The following is a 16,044-nucleotide window of genomic DNA, read 5'->3' as shown; positions in this document are numbered from 1 at the left end:
CCGCAGGCTCGGTCAGCCGGCGGCGGCATGCCCGCCCTGGCCACTGGGGCCGCTCGGGCCACTCTGGGCCGGCAGGCCGCCGTCGTTGCCGGTCAGCCAGCGGGCAAAGGCGCGCAGGTCGTCGTGCACCTGCGTGCCGGGCGGCAGCCCGCCCTTGTCGAGCGTCTTCAGGCCCTTGCCGCTGCGCACCAGGTGCGGCGCGCAGCCGACCGCCACGCCGGCTTCGAGGTCGCGCAGCGAATCGCCGACGATCGGCACGCCGCGCAGCTCGATGCCGAAGCGCTCGCTGATCTGTTCCAGCATGCCCGAGCGGGGCTTGCGGCATTCGCAGCCGTCCGCGGCGGTATGCGGGCAGAAGAATACCGCCTCGACGCGTCCGCCCAGCCGTGCCAGCGCCGTGTGCATCTTCTCGTGCATGGCGTTGAGCGCGCTCATCTCGAACAGCCCGCGGCCGATGCCGGACTGGTTGCTGGCGATGACCACGCGGTAGCCCGCCTGGTTGAGCGCGGCGATGGCTTCCAGGCTGCCGTCGATCGGCACCCATTCATCGGGGGTCTTGATGAACTGGTCGCTGTCGAGGTTGACCACCCCGTCGCGGTCCAGGATGACAAACTTGGGCGGTGTCTGCGGCATGTGCGGCTCCGGCGGTTGCTGGGGGCGTGGCTAAGGCAACCGCTCAGGCGGCCAGCTTGGAGATGTCGGCGACGCGGTTGGCCAGCGCATGCAGCGAGGCCAGCAGCGCCAGCCGGTTGGCGCGCAACTGCGTGTCCTCGGCCATCACCATCACGTCGTTGAAGAACTGGTCGACGGCGTCGCGCAGCTGGGCCAGGTCGCGCAGCGCGGCGGTGAAGTCGCCGCTGGCGAAGGCGGCCTCGACGGCCGGGCGCACGCGCTCGATGGCGGCGTGCAGCGCGCCTTCGGCGCCTTCCTGGAACAGCCCCGGGTTCACCGCGCCGACCGGCTCGGTGTTCTTGCGCAGGATGTTGGTGATGCGCTTGTTGGCGGCGGCCAGGGCCTCGGCTTCGGGCAGCGCGGCGAAGGTGCGCACTGCTTCCATGCGGCCCAGGATGTCATGCAGCTGGTCCGGGCGCAGGCTGACCACGGCCTCGACTTCATTGGTGGTGTAGCCCTTGTCCTTCAGGTAGCCGCGCACGCGGTCGTACAGGAAGTCGAGGATGGCCTCGGGCGCCGGCTTGACCGCGGCGATGCCGGCGAAGGCCTGCTGCGTCAGCGCCAGCAGCGACGACAGCGACAGCGCCAGCGGCTTTTCGATCAGCATGCGCAGGATGCCCAGCGCATGGCGGCGCAGCGCGAACGGGTCCTTCTCGCCGGTGGGCTGCAGGCCGATGCCCCAGATCCCGACCAGGGTCTCGAGCTTGTCGGCCAGCGCCACCGCGGTGCTGACCGCGCTTGCCGGCAACTCATCGCCGGCGAAGCGCGGGCGGTAGTGTTCGGAGCAGGCCAGCGCCACGTCCTCGGCTTCGTCGTCGTGGCGCGCGTAGTAGGTGCCCATGGTGCCTTGCAGCTCGGGGAACTCGCCCACCATGTCGGTCAGCAGGTCGGCCTTGGCCAGTTCCGCGCCGCGCATCGCCGCGGCCTTGTCGGTGGCCACGCCGGCGGCGTTGAGCGCATCGGCGACATGGCCGGCGATCTGCTGCAGGCGCTGCACCCGATCCAGCTGCGTGCCGATCTTGTTGTGGTAGACCACGCTGGCCAGTTGCGGCACGCGCGAGGCCAGGGTCTTCTTGCGGTCCTGGTCGAAGAAGAACTTGGCATCGGCCAGGCGCGGGCGCACCACGCGCTCGTTGCCGGTGATGATCGATTGCGGCGTCTCGGTGGCCAGGTTGGAGACGATCAGGAAGCGGTTGCGCAGGTGGCCGTCGGCATCGGTCAGCGCAAAGTACTTCTGGTTGGTCTGCATGGTCAGGATCAGGCATTCCTGCGGCACCGCCAGGAAGGCTTCCTCGAAATGGCAGGCGTACACCACCGGCCATTCCACCAGCGAGTTGACCTCATCGAGCAGCGCCTCGGGCATGATGACCTGGTCGGCGCCGGCCTCCTGCAGCAGCGCGCTGCGCATGCGCTCGCGGCGCTCGGCATAGCTCGCCACCACGCGGCCGGCGGACTCGAGCTGCTGCGCATAGTCGTTGGCATGGCGGATCTCGATCGCGCCATGCGACAGGAAGCGGTGGCCCTGGGTCAGGTTGCTGGCCTGCAGCCCCAGCAGCGTCACCGGCAGGATCTCGGCGCCGAACAGCGCGATCAGGCTGTGCGCCGGGCGCACGAAATGCACCGTGCTGCCGTCCGGGCGCTGGTAGCTCATGACCTTGGGGATCGGCAGCTTGGCCACGGTGTCTTCCAGCGTGGCCTGCAGCCCGGCGGCCAGCTCGGCGCCGCGCGCGGTATAGCGGTAGAAGAAGGCCTCGGCCTTGCCGTCGGAGGCGCGCTCCAGCGACTGCCAATCGATCTCGGCAACGCCGATCGACTTGGCCAGCGCGGCCAGCTTCTTGGCCAGCGGGGCGGTCGGCTCGCCGTTGGCGTCCAGCGCCACCGACAGCGGCAGGACCTTCTCGCGCTGCTCGCGGTCCGGCGCGTTGCGGCGCACGCCGCTGACCAGCGCCGCCAGGCGGCGCGGGGTGGCGAACGGCGTCACGGTGGCGCCCGGCTCAAGCAGGTCGCGCTCGCCCAGGCCGGCGAACAGGCCCTGCGCGAAGGCGTCGCCCAGGCGCGCCAGCGCCTTGGGGGGCAGCTCTTCGGTGAACAGTTCGATCAGCAGCGAGTCGGTCATGGGTTGCGACATGAATCGTATCCAACAGGTTGTAGCGCGCGCAGCCTGGCTCAGCAGCGCGGCGAAAGATTAGGTTCGACTCCGGACAGCAGCCACAGGCCGTTCTGTTGCCGGAATTGCAGCGTGGTGTAGGCGCATTGCGCGGCTGCTGCTGCTGCGGCGGCGCTGGCGGCGCCATTGGTGCCGCCGCGGCTGCCCGCCGCCGGGAAGCGCGCGTCGATGCGGCGCAGGCGCTTGTCGTAGCGGATCTCGTCGATGCGCCCGCCCACCCAGAAATCGATCTTTGGCGGCAGCTGCGAGGCCGAGTAGTAGGTCTTGACCTTGCGCCGGGTGCGGCCGTTGTGGGTCTCGGTTTCGACCCAGGTCAGCGGGTAGCGGATCGCGCTTTCATAGGCGCGCAGCGGCACCCGATGCCAGCCCAGGTCGCGCTGGCCGGACAGGTCGCACGAGAACGAGCGCACCAGCTGCGTCCACTGGTCCAGCGCGTTCAGCGACGGCCGCCACTGGCGCGCCATCGCCAGCTGCAGCGCCTGCGCGTCGGCCTCGCACACATTGCTCAGTTCGGCCGGCAGTATCAGCACCTGCGCGCTGGGAGCGGCCTGCGCACGCGCGCCGGCGGCATTGCCCGCCGCGGCCAGCGTGGCGAGGGCCAGGGCGCAGCCCAGCGCGCTGCGCGCCAGCAGCCTCATGCCCGCGCTCCGTCGCGCTGGCCGCACATCGGGAAGCCGAGGGCCTCGCGCGAGTCGTAGTAGGCCTGCGCCACCTGGCGCGACAGGTTGCGGATGCGGCCGATATACGCCGCGCGCTCGGTGACCGAGATCGCGCCGCGCGCATCGAGCAGGTTGAAGGTGTGCGCGGCCTTGAGCACCTGTTCGTAGGCGGGCAGCGCCAGGCGCGCGCCGGATTCCTGAGCGGCGTCGGCGCCGTCGCCATTGCCCATCAGCCGCTTGGCCTCGCCCTCGTGCTCGGCGAAATGACGGAACAGGATTTCGGTGTTGCTGTGCTCGAAGTTGTAGGTGGATTGCTCCACCTCGTTCTGGTGGTAGACGTCGCCGTAGGTCAGGCGGCGGGTCTCGCCGTTCTCGACCCACTCGGTCCAGATCAGGTCATAGACGTTCTCGACCTTCTGCAGGTACATCGCCAGGCGTTCGATGCCGTAGGTGATTTCGCCGGTGATGGGCTTGCAGTCGATGCCGCCCACCTGCTGGAAGTAGGTGAACTGGGTCACCTCCATGCCGTTGAGCCAGACTTCCCAGCCCAGGCCCCAGGCGCCCAGCGTCGGGTTTTCCCAGTCGTCCTCGACGAAGCGGATGTCGTTCTGCTTCAGGTCCAGGCCGAGCGCCTCGAGCGAGCCCAGGTACAGCTCCAGGATGTTCTCCGGCGCGGGCTTGAGCACCACCTGGTATTGGTAGTAGTGCTGCAGCCGGTTCGGGTTCTCGCCGTAGCGGCCGTCCTTGGGGCGCCGCGACGGCTGCACGTAGGCGGCACGCCACGGCTCGGGGCCGATCGCGCGCAGGAAGGTATGTACGTGGGAAGTGCCGGCGCCGACCTCCAGATCGATCGGTTGCAACAGCGCGCAGCCCTGCCGGTCCCAGTAGGCCTGCAGGGTCAGAATCATTTGTTGGAAGGTCAGCATAGGAAGACTAGGTAGAGGCAAGCGGAGGCAAGCCGAGGCCGCGCAGCGCGTGCCGGAGCCGCCGCATACGGATTTTGCCAAACCCTGAATTCTATCGGCTTTTTGGCGCGGCGCCCCGTTTGGCAGGGCTGCATAGGGCACGCACCGATGGCCGGGCCGGCGCGCGGCGGTGCGCCAATGTCGGCCGCGCACAACGCATCGGGAAAATACTGACGCGGATTTCAAGTCGCGCCGCTGCTTGCCGATAACGTTTTTGTATACAGTATGAGTAAGCAACCCGTTTCAGAGCGTTGCGATTGACAGTCCGTGCCGGTATGCAGGCACGGCGGCTGCCCGGTCTTGCCGCGGCAGCCGTATGTCAGGAACTGATTATTGATGGGGACATTCGGATCATGGCACTTCTTTCTCGCAAACCTTATCTGGTCGCAATCGCGGTCATGATCGCCGCGGCCACCGTGTCCGTGGTGACCGGGCTGCTGAACTGAACCTGCCGGCGCGGACCTGACGCGCCACCGGTACCGGGCCCGCAGCGGTGATCCGCCGCGCCCGGCGCCCAGCCTTGCGCCTTCAGCCGGTGGTGCGCGCCCGGCCCGCGCGCCAGGCCGCCATGCCCAGCACCAGCGCAATCAGCGCCAGCACCGGCGTGTTACCCCAGCGGATATAGGGCGTCAGCCCCTGCATGCCCTGCACCTCGGCCGTCAGCGTGCCGACGGTGAAGGTCGGCAGGCGTTGCTGCACCGAGCCGTCCGGGCGCACCACCGCGGTCATGCCGGTATTGGTCGAGCGCAGCATCGGGCGGCGCGTTTCCAGCGCCCGCATGCGCGAGATCTGCAGGTGCTGGTCCAGTGCGATGGTGTCGCCGAACCACGCCAGGTTGGTCAGGTTGGCCAGCAGGTTGGCCGGCGCCGGCTGCTGGCGCAGCGTCTGCGCGATCTCTTCGCCAAACAAATCCTCGTAGCAGATGTTCGGCGCCACGCGCACGCCCCGCACCGGCAGCGAGGGCTGGTCCAGGCCACCCCTGCGGAAGTCGCCCAGCGGCATCTTCATCATGTCGACGAACCAGCGGAAGCCGAGCGGGATGAATTCGCCGAACGGCACCAGGTGGTGCTTGTTGTAGCGGTACAGGCGCTCGGTTTCAGGGCCCAGGCCGAACACGCTGTTGGTGAAGTCGACCGGGGAATCGGCTCCGGCGGCGCCGAACAGCACCGTGGTGCCGCTTTCCAGCGCGAAGTCGCGCACGGTGACGGCGACGTCGACCGGCAGCTCCTGCAGGATCACCGGGAACGCGGTTTCGGGCGTCACCACCAGGTCGGCCGGCGCCGCGGTGATCATGTCGCGGTACAGCTCGATCGAGCGCTGGATGCCGGCGGGCTCGAACTTGATGTCCTGCGCCACGTTGCCTTGCAGCAGCCGCACCGTCAGCGGCTTGCCCGCGGGCGTGGTCCAGGCCAGCGGCACCAGCGCCGCGCCGGCGGCGGGCACCAGCCCGGCCAGCGCCAGCGCGCCCAGCGCGCGGCCCCGTTCGCCACGGCCGAGTCCGCGCACGGCGGCGGCCAGCAGCGCCGCCACGGTGGCGGCCAGCGCGCCGATGCCGTACACGCCCAGCACCGGCGCGAAGCCCGCCAGCGGGCCGTCGGCGTGCGCATAGCCGCCCGACAGCCACGGGAAGCCGGTGAACACCACGCCGCGCAGCCATTCAGTCAGGCCCCACGCCGCGCCGAACGCCAGCGGCGCCAGCAGCGTGCCCGCGGGCAGGCGCGCCGTGAGCCTGTGCCAGAGCGCGCCGGCCAGCGCAGGGTAGAGCGACAGGAAGCCCGAGAACAGCACCACCGCCAGCGCGGCCATCCACGACGGCATCTCGCCGTACACGTGCATGCTGATATAGAGCCACCAGATGCCGGACAGGAACCAGCCCAGGCCGAAGGCATAGCCGATGGCGCCGGCCGCGCGCGTGCGCGGCGCCTCGGCGATCAGCGCGGCCAGTCCGGCCAGCGACAGGATCTGCAGCCACCACCAGTCATGCGGGGCGAAGGCCTGGGTATGGGCGATGCCGAGCACGCCGGCCAGCAGCAGGCGCGCGAGCACCGCGGCGCGCGATTGCGCGCGCGTGCCGCGCACGCCGGTGGCGCCGGCGTCGGCAGCGGCGCCGTCGGGGAGCGGGGCGGGCAGCTTCATGCGCTGGCCGCGCTGGCGCTGTCGGTGTTGGCTTCGCGGTGCACCTGCAGCAGGTGCACCTGGCGCGCGTCGGCGCGCAGCACCTCGAAGCGGATCGGCGGCAGCGTGATGACCTCGCCGCGATGGGGCACGTGGCCCACGTGGTTGGACAGCAGCCCGCCGACGGTGTCGACATCGTGGTCCGAAAAGCCCGTGCCGAAGGCCTCGTTGAACTGCGCGATCTCGGTCAGGCCGTGCACGCGCCAGCTGCCGTCGGGCATCGGCAGGATATTGTCCTGGTCTTCGTCCAGGTCGAATTCGTCCTCGATATCGCCCACGATCTGTTCCAGCACGTCCTCGATCGTCACCAGCCCGGCCACGCCGCCGTATTCGTCGACCACCATGGCGATATGGTTGCGGTTGATGCGGAACTCGCGCAGCAGGATGTTCAGGCGCTTGGATTCGGGAATGAACACCGCCGGACGCAGGGTCTCGCGCAGGTCGAAGGCGGGATCGGTGTAGTAGCGCAGCAGGTCCTTGGCCAGCAGGATGCCGATGATGTTGTCGCGGCTGCCTTCGTAGACCGGGAAGCGCGAGTGCGCGGTCTGCTGCATGAAGGGGATGAAGGTCTCCGGCGCGTCGGCGATATTGACCAGATCCATCTGCGCGCGCGGCACCATGATGTCGGCGGCGGTCAGTTCGGAAACCTGGAACACGCCCTCGATCATCGACAGGGAATCGGCATCGATCAGGCTGCGCTCATGCGCTTCCTGGAGCACTTCAAGCAATTCCGCGCGGGTGTCCGGCTCGGGGGAGATCAGGTCTGACAGGCGTTCGAGCAGCGATCTTGGCCGATCGGCCTGCTTCAGGTAAGCGGGCTTCGAACTGGGATAGGGGTCGTTCATTTCGCGGCGAGCGCGTGGTGGAGATCGTCTGAAGGATACACTAAAAGCCTGTCGGGCCCGTGACGGCGGGCCGCGGCCGTACTTCAGATGTGCCGCAGGAGACGCTCGCCGGCGCCGCCTGCGGCAGCCGCGTCACGCGGCCCGGTCGGCCTTCTCCGCCCGGTAAGGATCGGCATAGCCGAGCGCCTGCAGCGTCTCGGTCTCGATCGCTTCCATTTCCTCGGCCTCGGCGTCGTCCTCGTGCTCGTAGCCTTGCGCATGCAGCACGCCATGCACGACCAGATGGGCGTAATGGGCCTCGAGCGGCTTGCGCTGCTCGCGCGCCTCGGCTTCGACCACCGGGCAGCACAGCACGATGTCGCCGGTGACGGGATCCTCCTCGCGCTCGGCATAGGCGAAGGTCAGGACATTGGTGGCGTAGTCCTTGCCGCGATAGGTGCGGTTCAGCGTGCGGCCTTCTTCCTCGCCCACGAAGCGGATGGTCAGCGCGGCGTCGGCGTACAGCGCCGACTTGACCCAGGTCTCGAGCTTGCGCCGCGCCGGCAGTCCGTTGCCCTTGGCGATGCCGTCGCCGTGCTGGACTTCCAGCTCCAGCGCCGGCGGCGTGGCGGGGGTGCCGGTGGTGGTGGTCAGCGGCGCGGCGGTCACCGCCACCGACAGCGCGTCATGGTTGTCCGGGCGCACCAGCAGGCCGGCCTGCTGGTTGGTATCGGTGTGCTCGGCCAGCAGCGCGACCACGCCATCGGCGGCCTGCGACAGGTCCAGCGTCAGGCTGCGGCCGTCGGGCAGCTGCACGCGCAGCGCATGCGCGGCGCTCTTGCGCGCGCGGCCTTCGTTATCGAACAGCGTCAGGCTGACGCCGGAAGACTTGGATTTCGGGGATTTCAATTACGCGTCCTTGTGCTGGGCGTGGTATTCGTCATAGGCATCGACGATGCGGGCCACCAGCGGATGGCGCACCACGTCGATGCTGGTAAAGCGGGTGCAGGCGATGCCGCGCACGTCGCGCAGCACGTGCTGCGCTTCCACCAGGCCGCTCTTCTGCCCCTTGGGCAAGTCGATCTGCGTGGTGTCGCCGGTGATCACCGCCTTGGAGCCGAAGCCGATGCGCGTGAGGAACATCTTCATCTGCTCGGGCGTGGTGTTCTGCGCCTCGTCCAGGATGATGAAGGCGTGGTTCAGCGTGCGCCCGCGCATGTAGGCCAGCGGCGCGATCTCGATCATCTGGCGCTCGAACATCTTCTGCGTGCGGTCGAAGCCGAGCAGGTCGTACAGCGCGTCGTACAGCGGGCGCAGGTAGGGGTCGACCTTCTGCGCCAGGTCGCCGGGCAGGAAGCCCAGGCGCTCGCCGGCTTCCACCGCGGGGCGGGTCAGCACGATGCGCTTGACCGCGTCGCGCTCGAGCGCGTCGACCGCGCACGCCACCGCCAGGTAGGTCTTGCCGGTGCCGGCCGGCCCGACACCCAGCGTCAGGTCGTGCGACAGGATATTGCGCAGGTAGTCGCGCTGCGCCACGGTGCGGCCCTGCAGGCCGGTGCGGCGCGTGTGCAGCACCGGCGATTCGTCGCCTTCCTCGCGCTCGGCCTCGTCATCGCCGTTGCCGTTGCCGTTGCCGGGCAGGTAGCTGCCATGCGCGCTGAGCTGGCGCGTCTCGACCAGGCCCAGCTGCACGTCGTCGATCGACAGCGGCGTGCGTGCCTGGTTATAGAAGCGCTCGAGCGCCAGCGCGGCATCCTGCGCGTGGCCGCCGCGGATGGTCATGCGATGGCCGCGGCGCTGGATGGTCACGTCCAGCGCCTGCTCGATCTGGCGCAAGTTCTCGTCGAGCGGGCCGCACAGGTTCTGCAGCCGGGTGTTGTCGTCCCGCGGGGCGACAAATTCTGCGGAAGGGATCTTCATCGGTGGGCGATGGCCTCGCTGGAAGCTGCTGGGTGGATGGGTCGGAGCGTTACTGCCGCACCACGATCTCGCCGCGCAGCGAGTGCGGGAATGCCTGCGTGATGCTGACATCGACCAGCTGGCCGACCAGCCGGTCGCGGCCCGCCTGCGGTACCCCCGGCAGGGCGAAGTTGACCACGCGATTGTTCTCGGTGCGGCCATGCAGCTCGGTCGGGTCCTTGCGCGCCGGGCCTTCGACCAGGATGCGCTGCACCGTGCCGACCATGTTCCGGCTGATGCGCTGCACGTTTTCCTCGATGGTGGCCTGCAGCCGCTGCAGGCGCTGCAGCTTGACCTCGCGCGGGGTGTCGTCGTGCAGGTTGGCAGCGGGCGTGCCCGGGCGCGGGCTGAAGATGAACGAGAACGAGGTGTCGTAGCCGATCTCCTCGATCATCGCCATCAGCTTGTCGAAGTCGGCATCGGTCTCGCCGGGGAAGCCGACGATAAAGTCCGACGACATCGACATGTCCGGGCGCAGCACGCGCAGCTTGCGGATGATGCTCTTGTACTCCAGCACGCTGTAGCCGCGCTTCATCGCCATCAGGATGCGGTCGGACGCATGCTGCACGGGCAGGTGCAGGTGGTTGACCAGCTTGTCGCAGCGGCCGTACAGCTCGACCAGGCGCGAGGTGAATTCCTTTGGGTGGCTGGTGGTGTAGCGGATACGCTCGATGCCGGGGATCTCGGCCACGTATTCGATCAGCAGCGCGAAGTCGGCGATCTCGGCGGTATCGCCCATCTTGCCGCGGTAGGCGTTGACGTTCTGGCCCAGCAGCGTGACTTCGCGCACGCCCTGGTCGGCCAGGCCTGCGACCTCGGCCAGCACGTCCTCGAACGGGCGCGACACTTCCTCGCCGCGGGTGTATGGCACCACGCAATAGCTGCAGTACTTGGAGCAGCCCTCCATGATCGACACGAACGCGCTGGGGCCCTCGACGCGCGCGGGCGGCAGGTGGTCGAACTTCTCGATCTCGGGGAAGGAGATGTCCACCTGCGACTGGCCGGTGCGCTGGCGGCGCGCAATCAGGTCAGGCAGGCGGTGCAGCGTCTGCGGGCCGAACACCACGTCGACATAGGGCGCGCGCGAGACGATGCTGGCGCCTTCCTGGCTGGCCACGCAGCCGCCCACGCCGATCACCAGGTCGGGCTTGACGGCCTTGAGCGCCTTCATCCGGCCCAGCTCCGAGAACACCTTCTCCTGCGCCTTCTCGCGCACCGAGCAGGTGTTGAACAGGATCACGTCGGCGTCTTCGACGTTGTCGGTAGGCTCCAGCCCCTGGCTGGCGTTGAGGACGTCGACCATCTTGTCCGAGTCGTACTCGTTCATCTGGCAGCCGTACGTCTTGACGAAAACTTTCTTCATATGCCGATCTCAGTGGTTGACCTGGGGGCATCAGGGTGTTGCAACAACACGGCCGGCGCGTGGGGCACGCCGGTCGCACTTCGGGGTGGTTATTTCTTCAGCGCCTGCTGTTCGGCCTCGCTCAGCACCCATGCGGTCAGCAGCTGGCCGTACAGGTCCAGCTTGTACCGCACCGGCAGCTTCTGGCCCGCCACCGCGGCGCTGGCCAGCATCTGGTTGTCGGTGCCGAACAGGCGCAGGCCCGGCGCCACACCCACGCGCTTGCCGTCGAGCGTGGCAGTCTGGGGCGCGCCGGCCGACGGCGCGGCGATGACCAGCCTGGCCGCCGCGGCATCGTCCGGGATCGCGCGCACCGGCTGAGCCGCCGCGACTGCCGCACCCAGCAGCAGCGCCGCGCCGCACGCCAGTCCTGCCCAACGCTTGCGCAGGCGGCTGGATGTCACGAACTCCGGCGCCTCGCGGCGCGTATCACGACCTGCTGGCATGGGGAACTCCGACAAATAGGGCAGTGCGGTGGGTGGATGACCCGCTGGCTGTGGCCGAAAGGCGGGCAACCGCGCATTTTACCTCGCCGGCGCCGGCTTGGTGTGGCAGGCAGCGTGGCAGGCAAGCGGCGTCAGAACAGGCAGGATGCCTCTTGCAGCACGCGTTGCTTGGAAACCGTCCCCATCAGTTCGCGCCCGGCCGGGTCGCGCACCAGCGGGATCCGGTTGATGCCGTGCTCGGCGAATACCGCAAGGGCATCGCGCAGCCGCGAATCCGGCGTCAGCGCCGGGAAGTCGCGTTCTGCCAGCGCCAGCACGTCGTCGGGCGCGCCTTCGCGCTGCGCGCGCTGCAAGGCATGGATCGACAGCGCGCCCAGCAGGCGGCCGTCGGGCTGCACCAGGTAGAGGTAGCGGGTGCCGGTCTCGGCGAACTTGTCGGCGGCCGCGGCCAGCGTGGCGTTGGGATCCAGCACGGTGTCGGTCGGGTCGCACAGGCCCGCCAGCGTCAGCGCGCGGGCATGCTCGGCGGCCGCCGATGCCTGCGCGCGCTCGGCGATCACGCTGTACAGCGACAGCGTCTGGCAGCGCGACGCGGTGTAGTAAGCCGCCACCGCGCCGATCATCGACGGCAGCAGCAGCGCAGGCGCCAGCGTCATCTCGAACACCATCAGCACCGACATCAACGGCGCCTGGCTGGTGGCCGCCAGGAAGGCGCTCATGCCCACCAGCGGCAGCAGCGGCGCCGCGCCCGGGCCCTGCATGCCGAGCGCCAGCAGCTGGCCCAGCGCCGCCCCCACGAATAGCGACGGCGTGAACACGCCGCCGACCGCGCCCGAGCCCATGCTGATCACCGTGGCCGCCAGCTTGGCCAGCAGCACGGCGGCCACCGGCACGCTCAGCGGCTGCTCCTGCAGCAGGGTCTGGATGGTGGAAAAGCCGTTGCCGACGACTTCCGGCACCGCCATCGCCAGCACGCCGACCAGCGCGCCGCCCAGCGTCAGCCGTGCCACCGGCCCGCCCGGCAGCGCCGCGAATCGGCTGCGCGCGAAGCCGGCGGCGCGCAGGAACAGCGCGCCCGCGATGCCGGCGGCCACGCCCAGCGCCGCCGCGGCCAGCAGGATCTGCGGGCGCAGATCCGGGGCGATATCGAGGCCGGGGTAGAGCGGCTGCAGGCCGCCGTGCCACTGGCTGACCATGGCGCCGGCGACCGAGGCCAGGAACAGCGGCATCAGGCGCTGCACCGCGAGCGCGCCGAACACCACTTCGGCGACAAAGACGGCGGCGGAAAAAGGGGTGTGGTAGACGGTGGCAAGGCCCGCCGCGGCGCCGCAGGCGGTCAGCATGCGGCGCATGTTGGAGCCGCCGCCGCGCTCGATCCGGGTCGACGGGAACAGCGACCCGCACAGCGCCGCCAGCTGGATCATCGCGCCTTCTTTGCCGACCGAGCTGCCGCTGACGATCGAGAAAAAGGAGGACAGCGCGCGCAGCAGCGTGATCCGCACCGGCAGCCGGCCGCTGCCGTTGGCGACCGCTTCCATATAGTCGGTGGCGCCGGGGTGGGTGCTGGCCAGCCGGTTGGCCAGCACCAGCAGGCCGCCCGCGAGCGCGCCGCCGACGGCCGGCACCACCACGCGCCATGCCAGCGCCAGCGTCGCGAACACCGTGACCACGTCGGCGTGGCTGGCAAACAGCACGATGCCCGCGCCGTCCAGCGCCTCCTTGAACAGCGTGGTGGCAATGGCGGCGACGATCCCGACCGGGATGGCCGCGAGCAGTGTGACTTCCTGGTCTTCGAGGAAACGCAAGCGCATGGCGGCTTTCCGGGCAGGCGGGGCGACGTGCCGGCCCGTGGCGGCGGGGCGGGCGGAGGCCGTCATGATAGCGCAGCGCCACCCGCGCGCAGCCCGTGTGCGCCGGCGCGCATGCGCGGCGGGATCCAGTGCAGAACCCGCCTGCGCCGGACTGGTACACTACCGCTCTTTCCTTCGCGGGCGGGCCGGTGCCCTGCCAGGCCGGCTTCCCGGCGTTCGCGTTCCGATTCCGATCGATTACAAGGAGCCATCCGGCGTTTGGCGCACCGCGTGCGCAGCGATGGCCCAAGCAGCAATTCATGTCTTTTTCTGAACTCGGCTTGTCCGAAAAGATTGTGCGTGCCGTAGCCGAACAGGGCTACACCACCCCGACTCCCATCCAGGCCCAGGCAATTCCCGCCATCCTCAAGGGCGGCGATCTGCTCGCCGGCGCCCAGACCGGCACCGGCAAGACCGCCGGCTTTACCCTGCCGATGCTGCAGCTGCTGTCCGAAACCGCGGCTCGCCATGCCAGCAGCGCCCCGCGCGGCGCACGCGTGGCGGTGCGCGCGCTGGTGCTGACGCCCACGCGCGAGCTGGCGGCGCAGGTCGAGGAGAGTGTGCGCAACTACGGCAAGTACCTGCGCCTGCGCTCGATGGTGATGTTCGGCGGGGTCGGCATCAACCCGCAGATCGAGCAGCTCAAGCGCGGCGTGGAGATCGTCGTGGCCACGCCCGGCCGCCTGCTGGACCATGTGTCACAGCGCACCATCGACCTGTCGCAGGTGGAACTGCTGGTGCTCGATGAAGCCGACCGCATGCTCGACATGGGCTTCATCCACGATATCCGCAAGATCCTCAACGTGCTGCCGGCCAAGCGCCAGAACCTGCTGTTCTCGGCGACGTTCTCGGACGATATCCGCGCGCTGGCCGACCGCCTGCTGAACAATCCCGCGTCGATCGAAGTGGCGCGGCGCAACACCACCGCCGAGACCGTGGACCAGCGCGTCTACCCGGTCGACCGCGAACGCAAGCGCGAACTGCTGGCCCACCTGGTGCGCCAGCACGACTGGCACCAGGTGCTGGTATTCACGCGCACCAAGCATGGCGCCAACCGGCTGGCCGAGCAGTTGACCAAGGACGGCCTGTCGGCGCTGGCGATCCACGGCAACAAGAGCCAGTCGGCGCGCACGCGCGCGCTGTCCGAGTTCAAGGCCGGCACGCTGCGGCTGCTGGTGGCGACCGATATCGCCGCGCGCGGCATCGACATCGACCAGCTGCCGCACGTGGTCAATTTCGACCTGCCCAACGTGCCCGAGGACTACGTCCACCGCATCGGCCGCACCGGCCGCGCCGGCGCCGAGGGTGAGGCGATCTCGCTGGTGTGCGTTGACGAGCTGGGCCTGCTGCGCGACATCGAACGCCTGATCAAGCGCAAGCTCGAACAGACCGTGCTGCCGGGCTTCGAAGTAGACCCGAGCATCGCCCCGGAGCCGATCCAGAAGGGCCGCCAGCAGCGCGGCGGTGGCGGCCAGGGCCAGGGCCAGGGCCGCGGACGGGCCGAGGCGCGTCCGGCCGGCGACGGCGAAGGCGCGCAGCGCCAGCGTGCCGCCCGCCAGGGGCAGGGCGCGCCGCGCCAGGGCCAAGGCCAAGGCCAGGCCCAGCGCGGCAACGGCGCCGCCAACGGCAACCGTGCCGCCCAGCCCGCCGGCGCGCGCAGCCCCGCTGCGCGCCGCGACGGCCAGGACCCGGCACGCCCGCAACGCGCCGCGGCCCAGCCCGCGCGCCAGCCCAATGACGCCGCGCCGGCACCGGCGCGCAACCGCCGTCCGGCGCCGCAGGCGGCGCTGCTGGGCGGCAACCGCAAGCCGGCGCGCTAACGCGGAGCCGGCCGGCAACCATGCACGCGTCCGACGCCCCCGCCGATTCCGGTGTTCCCTACGCCGGCCTGACGCCCGAACTGATGCTGGACGCGCTCGAGGGCGCCGGCCTGCGCCCCGACGGGCGCCTGCTGGCCCTCAACAGCTACGAGAACCGGGTCTGGCAGGCAGGCATCGAGGACGCCGCGCCGGTCATCGCCAAGTTCTATCGCCCGGGCCGCTGGACCGATGCGGCCATCCTGGAAGAACACGCCTTCGTGCAGCAGCTGGCCGACGCCGAGATTCCCGCCGTGCCGGCCATGGCGCTGGCGCCCGGCGAGGCCGGCACGCTGCTGCATCACGCGGGCTTCCGCTTTGCCGTCTTCCCCCGCTGCGGCGGGCGCGAACCGGCGCTGGACCGCGCCGATACGCTGACCTGGCTCGGCCGGTTCATCGGCCGCATCCATGCGCTGGGCGCGGCCCAGCCCTACCAGGCGCGTCCGGCGCTGGACCTGGACACCTTCGGCATTGCCCCGCGCGACTGGCTGCTCGCCAGCGGCTGCATTCCGGCCGATCTGCTGCCGGCCTGGCAGTCGGTGGCGCAGCTGGCGCTGGACGGCGTGCAGCGCTGCTATGAACGCGCCGGCGACGTGCGGCTGCTGCGCGTCCATGGCGACTGCCATCGCGGCAATGTGCTGTGGATCGACGAAGAAGATGCCCGCGGCGGCGCCCATGGCGAGCCGGGCCCGCACTTCGTCGACTTCGACGACAGCCGCATGGCCCCCGCGATCCAGGACATCTGGATGCTGCTCGAGGGCGACCGCGCGGCCATGCAAAGCCAGCTGGCGGACATCGTCGCAGGCTACGAGGATTTTGCGGAATTCCAGACGCGCGAACTGTGGCTGGTCGAAGCGCTGCGCACGCTGCGGCTGCTGCACTACAGCGCCTGGCTGGCCAGCCGCTGGGCCGACCCGGCCTTTCCGGCCGCCTTCCCGTGGTTCGGCACCGCGCGCTACTGGCAGGACCGGATCCTGGAATTGCGCGAACAGGTCGCGCTGATGGACGAAGCGCCCCTGTGGGGCGCCTGAGGCCTGCCGCAAGGCGGCGCCATTGCGGCACCGCCAGT

General features: G+C 69.8%; 14 protein-coding genes. 3 read left to right on the top strand and 11 right to left on the bottom strand.

What is annotated here, in order from left to right:
• Positions 1 to 12: 12 nt before the first annotated feature.
• Genes gmhB through glyQ form a run of 4 tightly spaced genes read right to left on the bottom strand, consistent with a single transcriptional unit; the run spans position 13 to position 4,424 of the window.
• Entirely contained in the window at positions 13 to 633 is a 621-nt protein-coding gene (gmhB, locus tag AC3FMM_RS04815; RefSeq protein ID WP_414249772.1) for a D-glycero-beta-D-manno-heptose 1,7-bisphosphate 7-phosphatase, read from the bottom strand.
• Between the two features lie 43 nt (positions 634 to 676).
• The gene (gene glyS, locus AC3FMM_RS04810; protein WP_488686188.1) at positions 677 to 2,800 is read right to left on the bottom strand and encodes a glycine--tRNA ligase subunit beta; all 2,124 of its coding nucleotides are present in this window, start codon (positions 2,798 to 2,800) and stop codon (positions 677 to 679) included.
• Between the two features lie 38 nt (positions 2,801 to 2,838).
• The gene (locus AC3FMM_RS04805) at positions 2,839 to 3,477 is read right to left on the bottom strand and encodes a hypothetical protein (RefSeq protein WP_115708225.1); all 639 of its coding nucleotides are present in this window, start codon (positions 3,475 to 3,477) and stop codon (positions 2,839 to 2,841) included.
• Positions 3,474 to 4,424 carry a glycine--tRNA ligase subunit alpha gene (gene glyQ, locus AC3FMM_RS04800; RefSeq protein WP_116312164.1) on the bottom strand — a complete coding sequence of 317 codons (951 nt, stop codon included), beginning with the start codon at positions 4,422 to 4,424 and terminating at the stop codon, positions 3,474 to 3,476. The genes AC3FMM_RS04805 and glyQ overlap by 4 nt, the downstream gene beginning before the upstream one ends.
• A gap of 296 nt (positions 4,425 to 4,720) precedes the next feature.
• On the opposite strand from glyQ, the gene AC3FMM_RS04795 reads away from it, so the two are divergent.
• Positions 4,721 to 4,909, top strand: coding sequence for a hypothetical protein (locus tag AC3FMM_RS04795; protein ID WP_147298393.1), 189 nt, complete (start codon positions 4,721 to 4,723; stop codon positions 4,907 to 4,909).
• Positions 4,910 to 4,991: 82 nt separating this feature from the next.
• Here AC3FMM_RS04795 and lnt read toward each other — a convergent pair whose 3' ends face one another.
• The 7 genes from lnt to AC3FMM_RS04760 form a co-directional block, all read right to left on the bottom strand.
• Positions 4,992 to 6,599: an apolipoprotein N-acyltransferase gene (lnt, locus tag AC3FMM_RS04790; RefSeq protein WP_488686187.1), complete on the bottom strand. Its 1,608-nt coding sequence runs from the start codon at positions 6,597 to 6,599 to the stop codon at positions 4,992 to 4,994.
• Positions 6,596 to 7,483 carry a CorC family transporter gene (locus AC3FMM_RS04785; protein ID WP_115679422.1) on the bottom strand — a complete coding sequence of 296 codons (888 nt, stop codon included), beginning with the start codon at positions 7,481 to 7,483 and terminating at the stop codon, positions 6,596 to 6,598. Before AC3FMM_RS04785 ends, lnt begins: the two co-directional genes overlap by 4 nt.
• Positions 7,484 to 7,615: 132 nt before the next feature.
• On the bottom strand, positions 7,616 to 8,371 hold the full coding sequence (gene ybeY / locus AC3FMM_RS04780) for an rRNA maturation RNase YbeY (protein ID WP_115679423.1): 756 nt from the start codon (positions 8,369 to 8,371) through the stop codon (positions 7,616 to 7,618).
• Positions 8,372 to 9,382 carry a PhoH family protein gene (locus AC3FMM_RS04775; RefSeq protein WP_488686186.1) on the bottom strand — a complete coding sequence of 337 codons (1,011 nt, stop codon included), beginning with the start codon at positions 9,380 to 9,382 and terminating at the stop codon, positions 8,372 to 8,374.
• 49 nt (positions 9,383 to 9,431) lie between these two features.
• On the bottom strand, positions 9,432 to 10,784 hold the full coding sequence (gene miaB, locus AC3FMM_RS04770) for a tRNA (N6-isopentenyl adenosine(37)-C2)-methylthiotransferase MiaB (RefSeq protein ID WP_115708233.1): 1,353 nt from the start codon (positions 10,782 to 10,784) through the stop codon (positions 9,432 to 9,434).
• 89 nt (positions 10,785 to 10,873) lie between these two features.
• A complete protein-coding gene (locus tag AC3FMM_RS04765; protein WP_488686185.1) occupies positions 10,874 to 11,269 on the bottom strand; it encodes a hypothetical protein in 396 nt (131 codons plus the stop codon).
• Positions 11,270 to 11,400: 131 nt separating this feature from the next.
• Positions 11,401 to 13,080 (bottom strand): ClcB-like voltage-gated chloride channel protein, encoded by a 1,680-nt coding sequence (locus AC3FMM_RS04760; protein ID WP_488686184.1) that lies wholly within the window; start codon positions 13,078 to 13,080, stop codon positions 11,401 to 11,403.
• A gap of 299 nt (positions 13,081 to 13,379) precedes the next feature.
• On the opposite strand from AC3FMM_RS04760, the gene AC3FMM_RS04755 reads away from it, so the two are divergent.
• Together AC3FMM_RS04755 and AC3FMM_RS04750 are read left to right on the top strand one after the other, a co-directional pair.
• The gene (locus AC3FMM_RS04755; protein ID WP_488686183.1) at positions 13,380 to 14,939 is read left to right on the top strand and encodes a DEAD/DEAH box helicase; all 1,560 of its coding nucleotides are present in this window, start codon (positions 13,380 to 13,382) and stop codon (positions 14,937 to 14,939) included.
• Positions 14,940 to 14,959: 20 nt separating this feature from the next.
• Entirely contained in the window at positions 14,960 to 16,006 is a 1,047-nt protein-coding gene (locus AC3FMM_RS04750) for a serine/threonine protein kinase (protein WP_473703458.1), read from the top strand.
• Positions 16,007 to 16,044 lie beyond the last annotated feature (38 nt).

The organism is Cupriavidus sp. 207A1 (assembly GCF_057798955.1).
The sequence above is the reverse complement of the archived record's forward strand: the minus strand, read 5'-3'. Positions and strand labels throughout refer to the sequence as shown.

Bases quoted from the DNA above. Each gene is read 5' to 3' on its own strand.
- gmhB (WP_414249772.1), bottom strand. From the start codon at position 633: ATGCCGCAGACACCGCCCAAGTTTGTCATCCTGGACCGCGACGGGGTG.
- glyS (WP_488686188.1), bottom strand. From the start codon at position 2,800: ATGTCGCAACCCATGACCGACTCGCTGCTGATCGAACTGTTCACCGAA.
- AC3FMM_RS04805 (WP_115708225.1), bottom strand. From the start codon at position 3,477: ATGAGGCTGCTGGCGCGCAGCGCGCTGGGCTGCGCCCTGGCCCTCGCC.
- glyQ (WP_116312164.1), bottom strand. From the start codon at position 4,424: ATGCTGACCTTCCAACAAATGATTCTGACCCTGCAGGCCTACTGGGAC.
- lnt (WP_488686187.1), bottom strand. From the start codon at position 6,599: ATGAAGCTGCCCGCCCCGCTCCCCGACGGCGCCGCTGCCGACGCCGGC.
- AC3FMM_RS04785 (WP_115679422.1), bottom strand. From the start codon at position 7,483: ATGAACGACCCCTATCCCAGTTCGAAGCCCGCTTACCTGAAGCAGGCC.
- AC3FMM_RS04775 (WP_488686186.1), bottom strand. From the start codon at position 9,382: ATGAAGATCCCTTCCGCAGAATTTGTCGCCCCGCGGGACGACAACACC.
- miaB (WP_115708233.1), bottom strand. From the start codon at position 10,784: ATGAAGAAAGTTTTCGTCAAGACGTACGGCTGCCAGATGAACGAGTAC.
- AC3FMM_RS04765 (WP_488686185.1), bottom strand. From the start codon at position 11,269: ATGCCAGCAGGTCGTGATACGCGCCGCGAGGCGCCGGAGTTCGTGACA.
- AC3FMM_RS04760 (WP_488686184.1), bottom strand. From the start codon at position 13,080: ATGCGCTTGCGTTTCCTCGAAGACCAGGAAGTCACACTGCTCGCGGCC.
- AC3FMM_RS04755 (WP_488686183.1), top strand. From the start codon at position 13,380: ATGTCTTTTTCTGAACTCGGCTTGTCCGAAAAGATTGTGCGTGCCGTA.
- AC3FMM_RS04750 (WP_473703458.1), top strand. From the start codon at position 14,960: ATGCACGCGTCCGACGCCCCCGCCGATTCCGGTGTTCCCTACGCCGGC.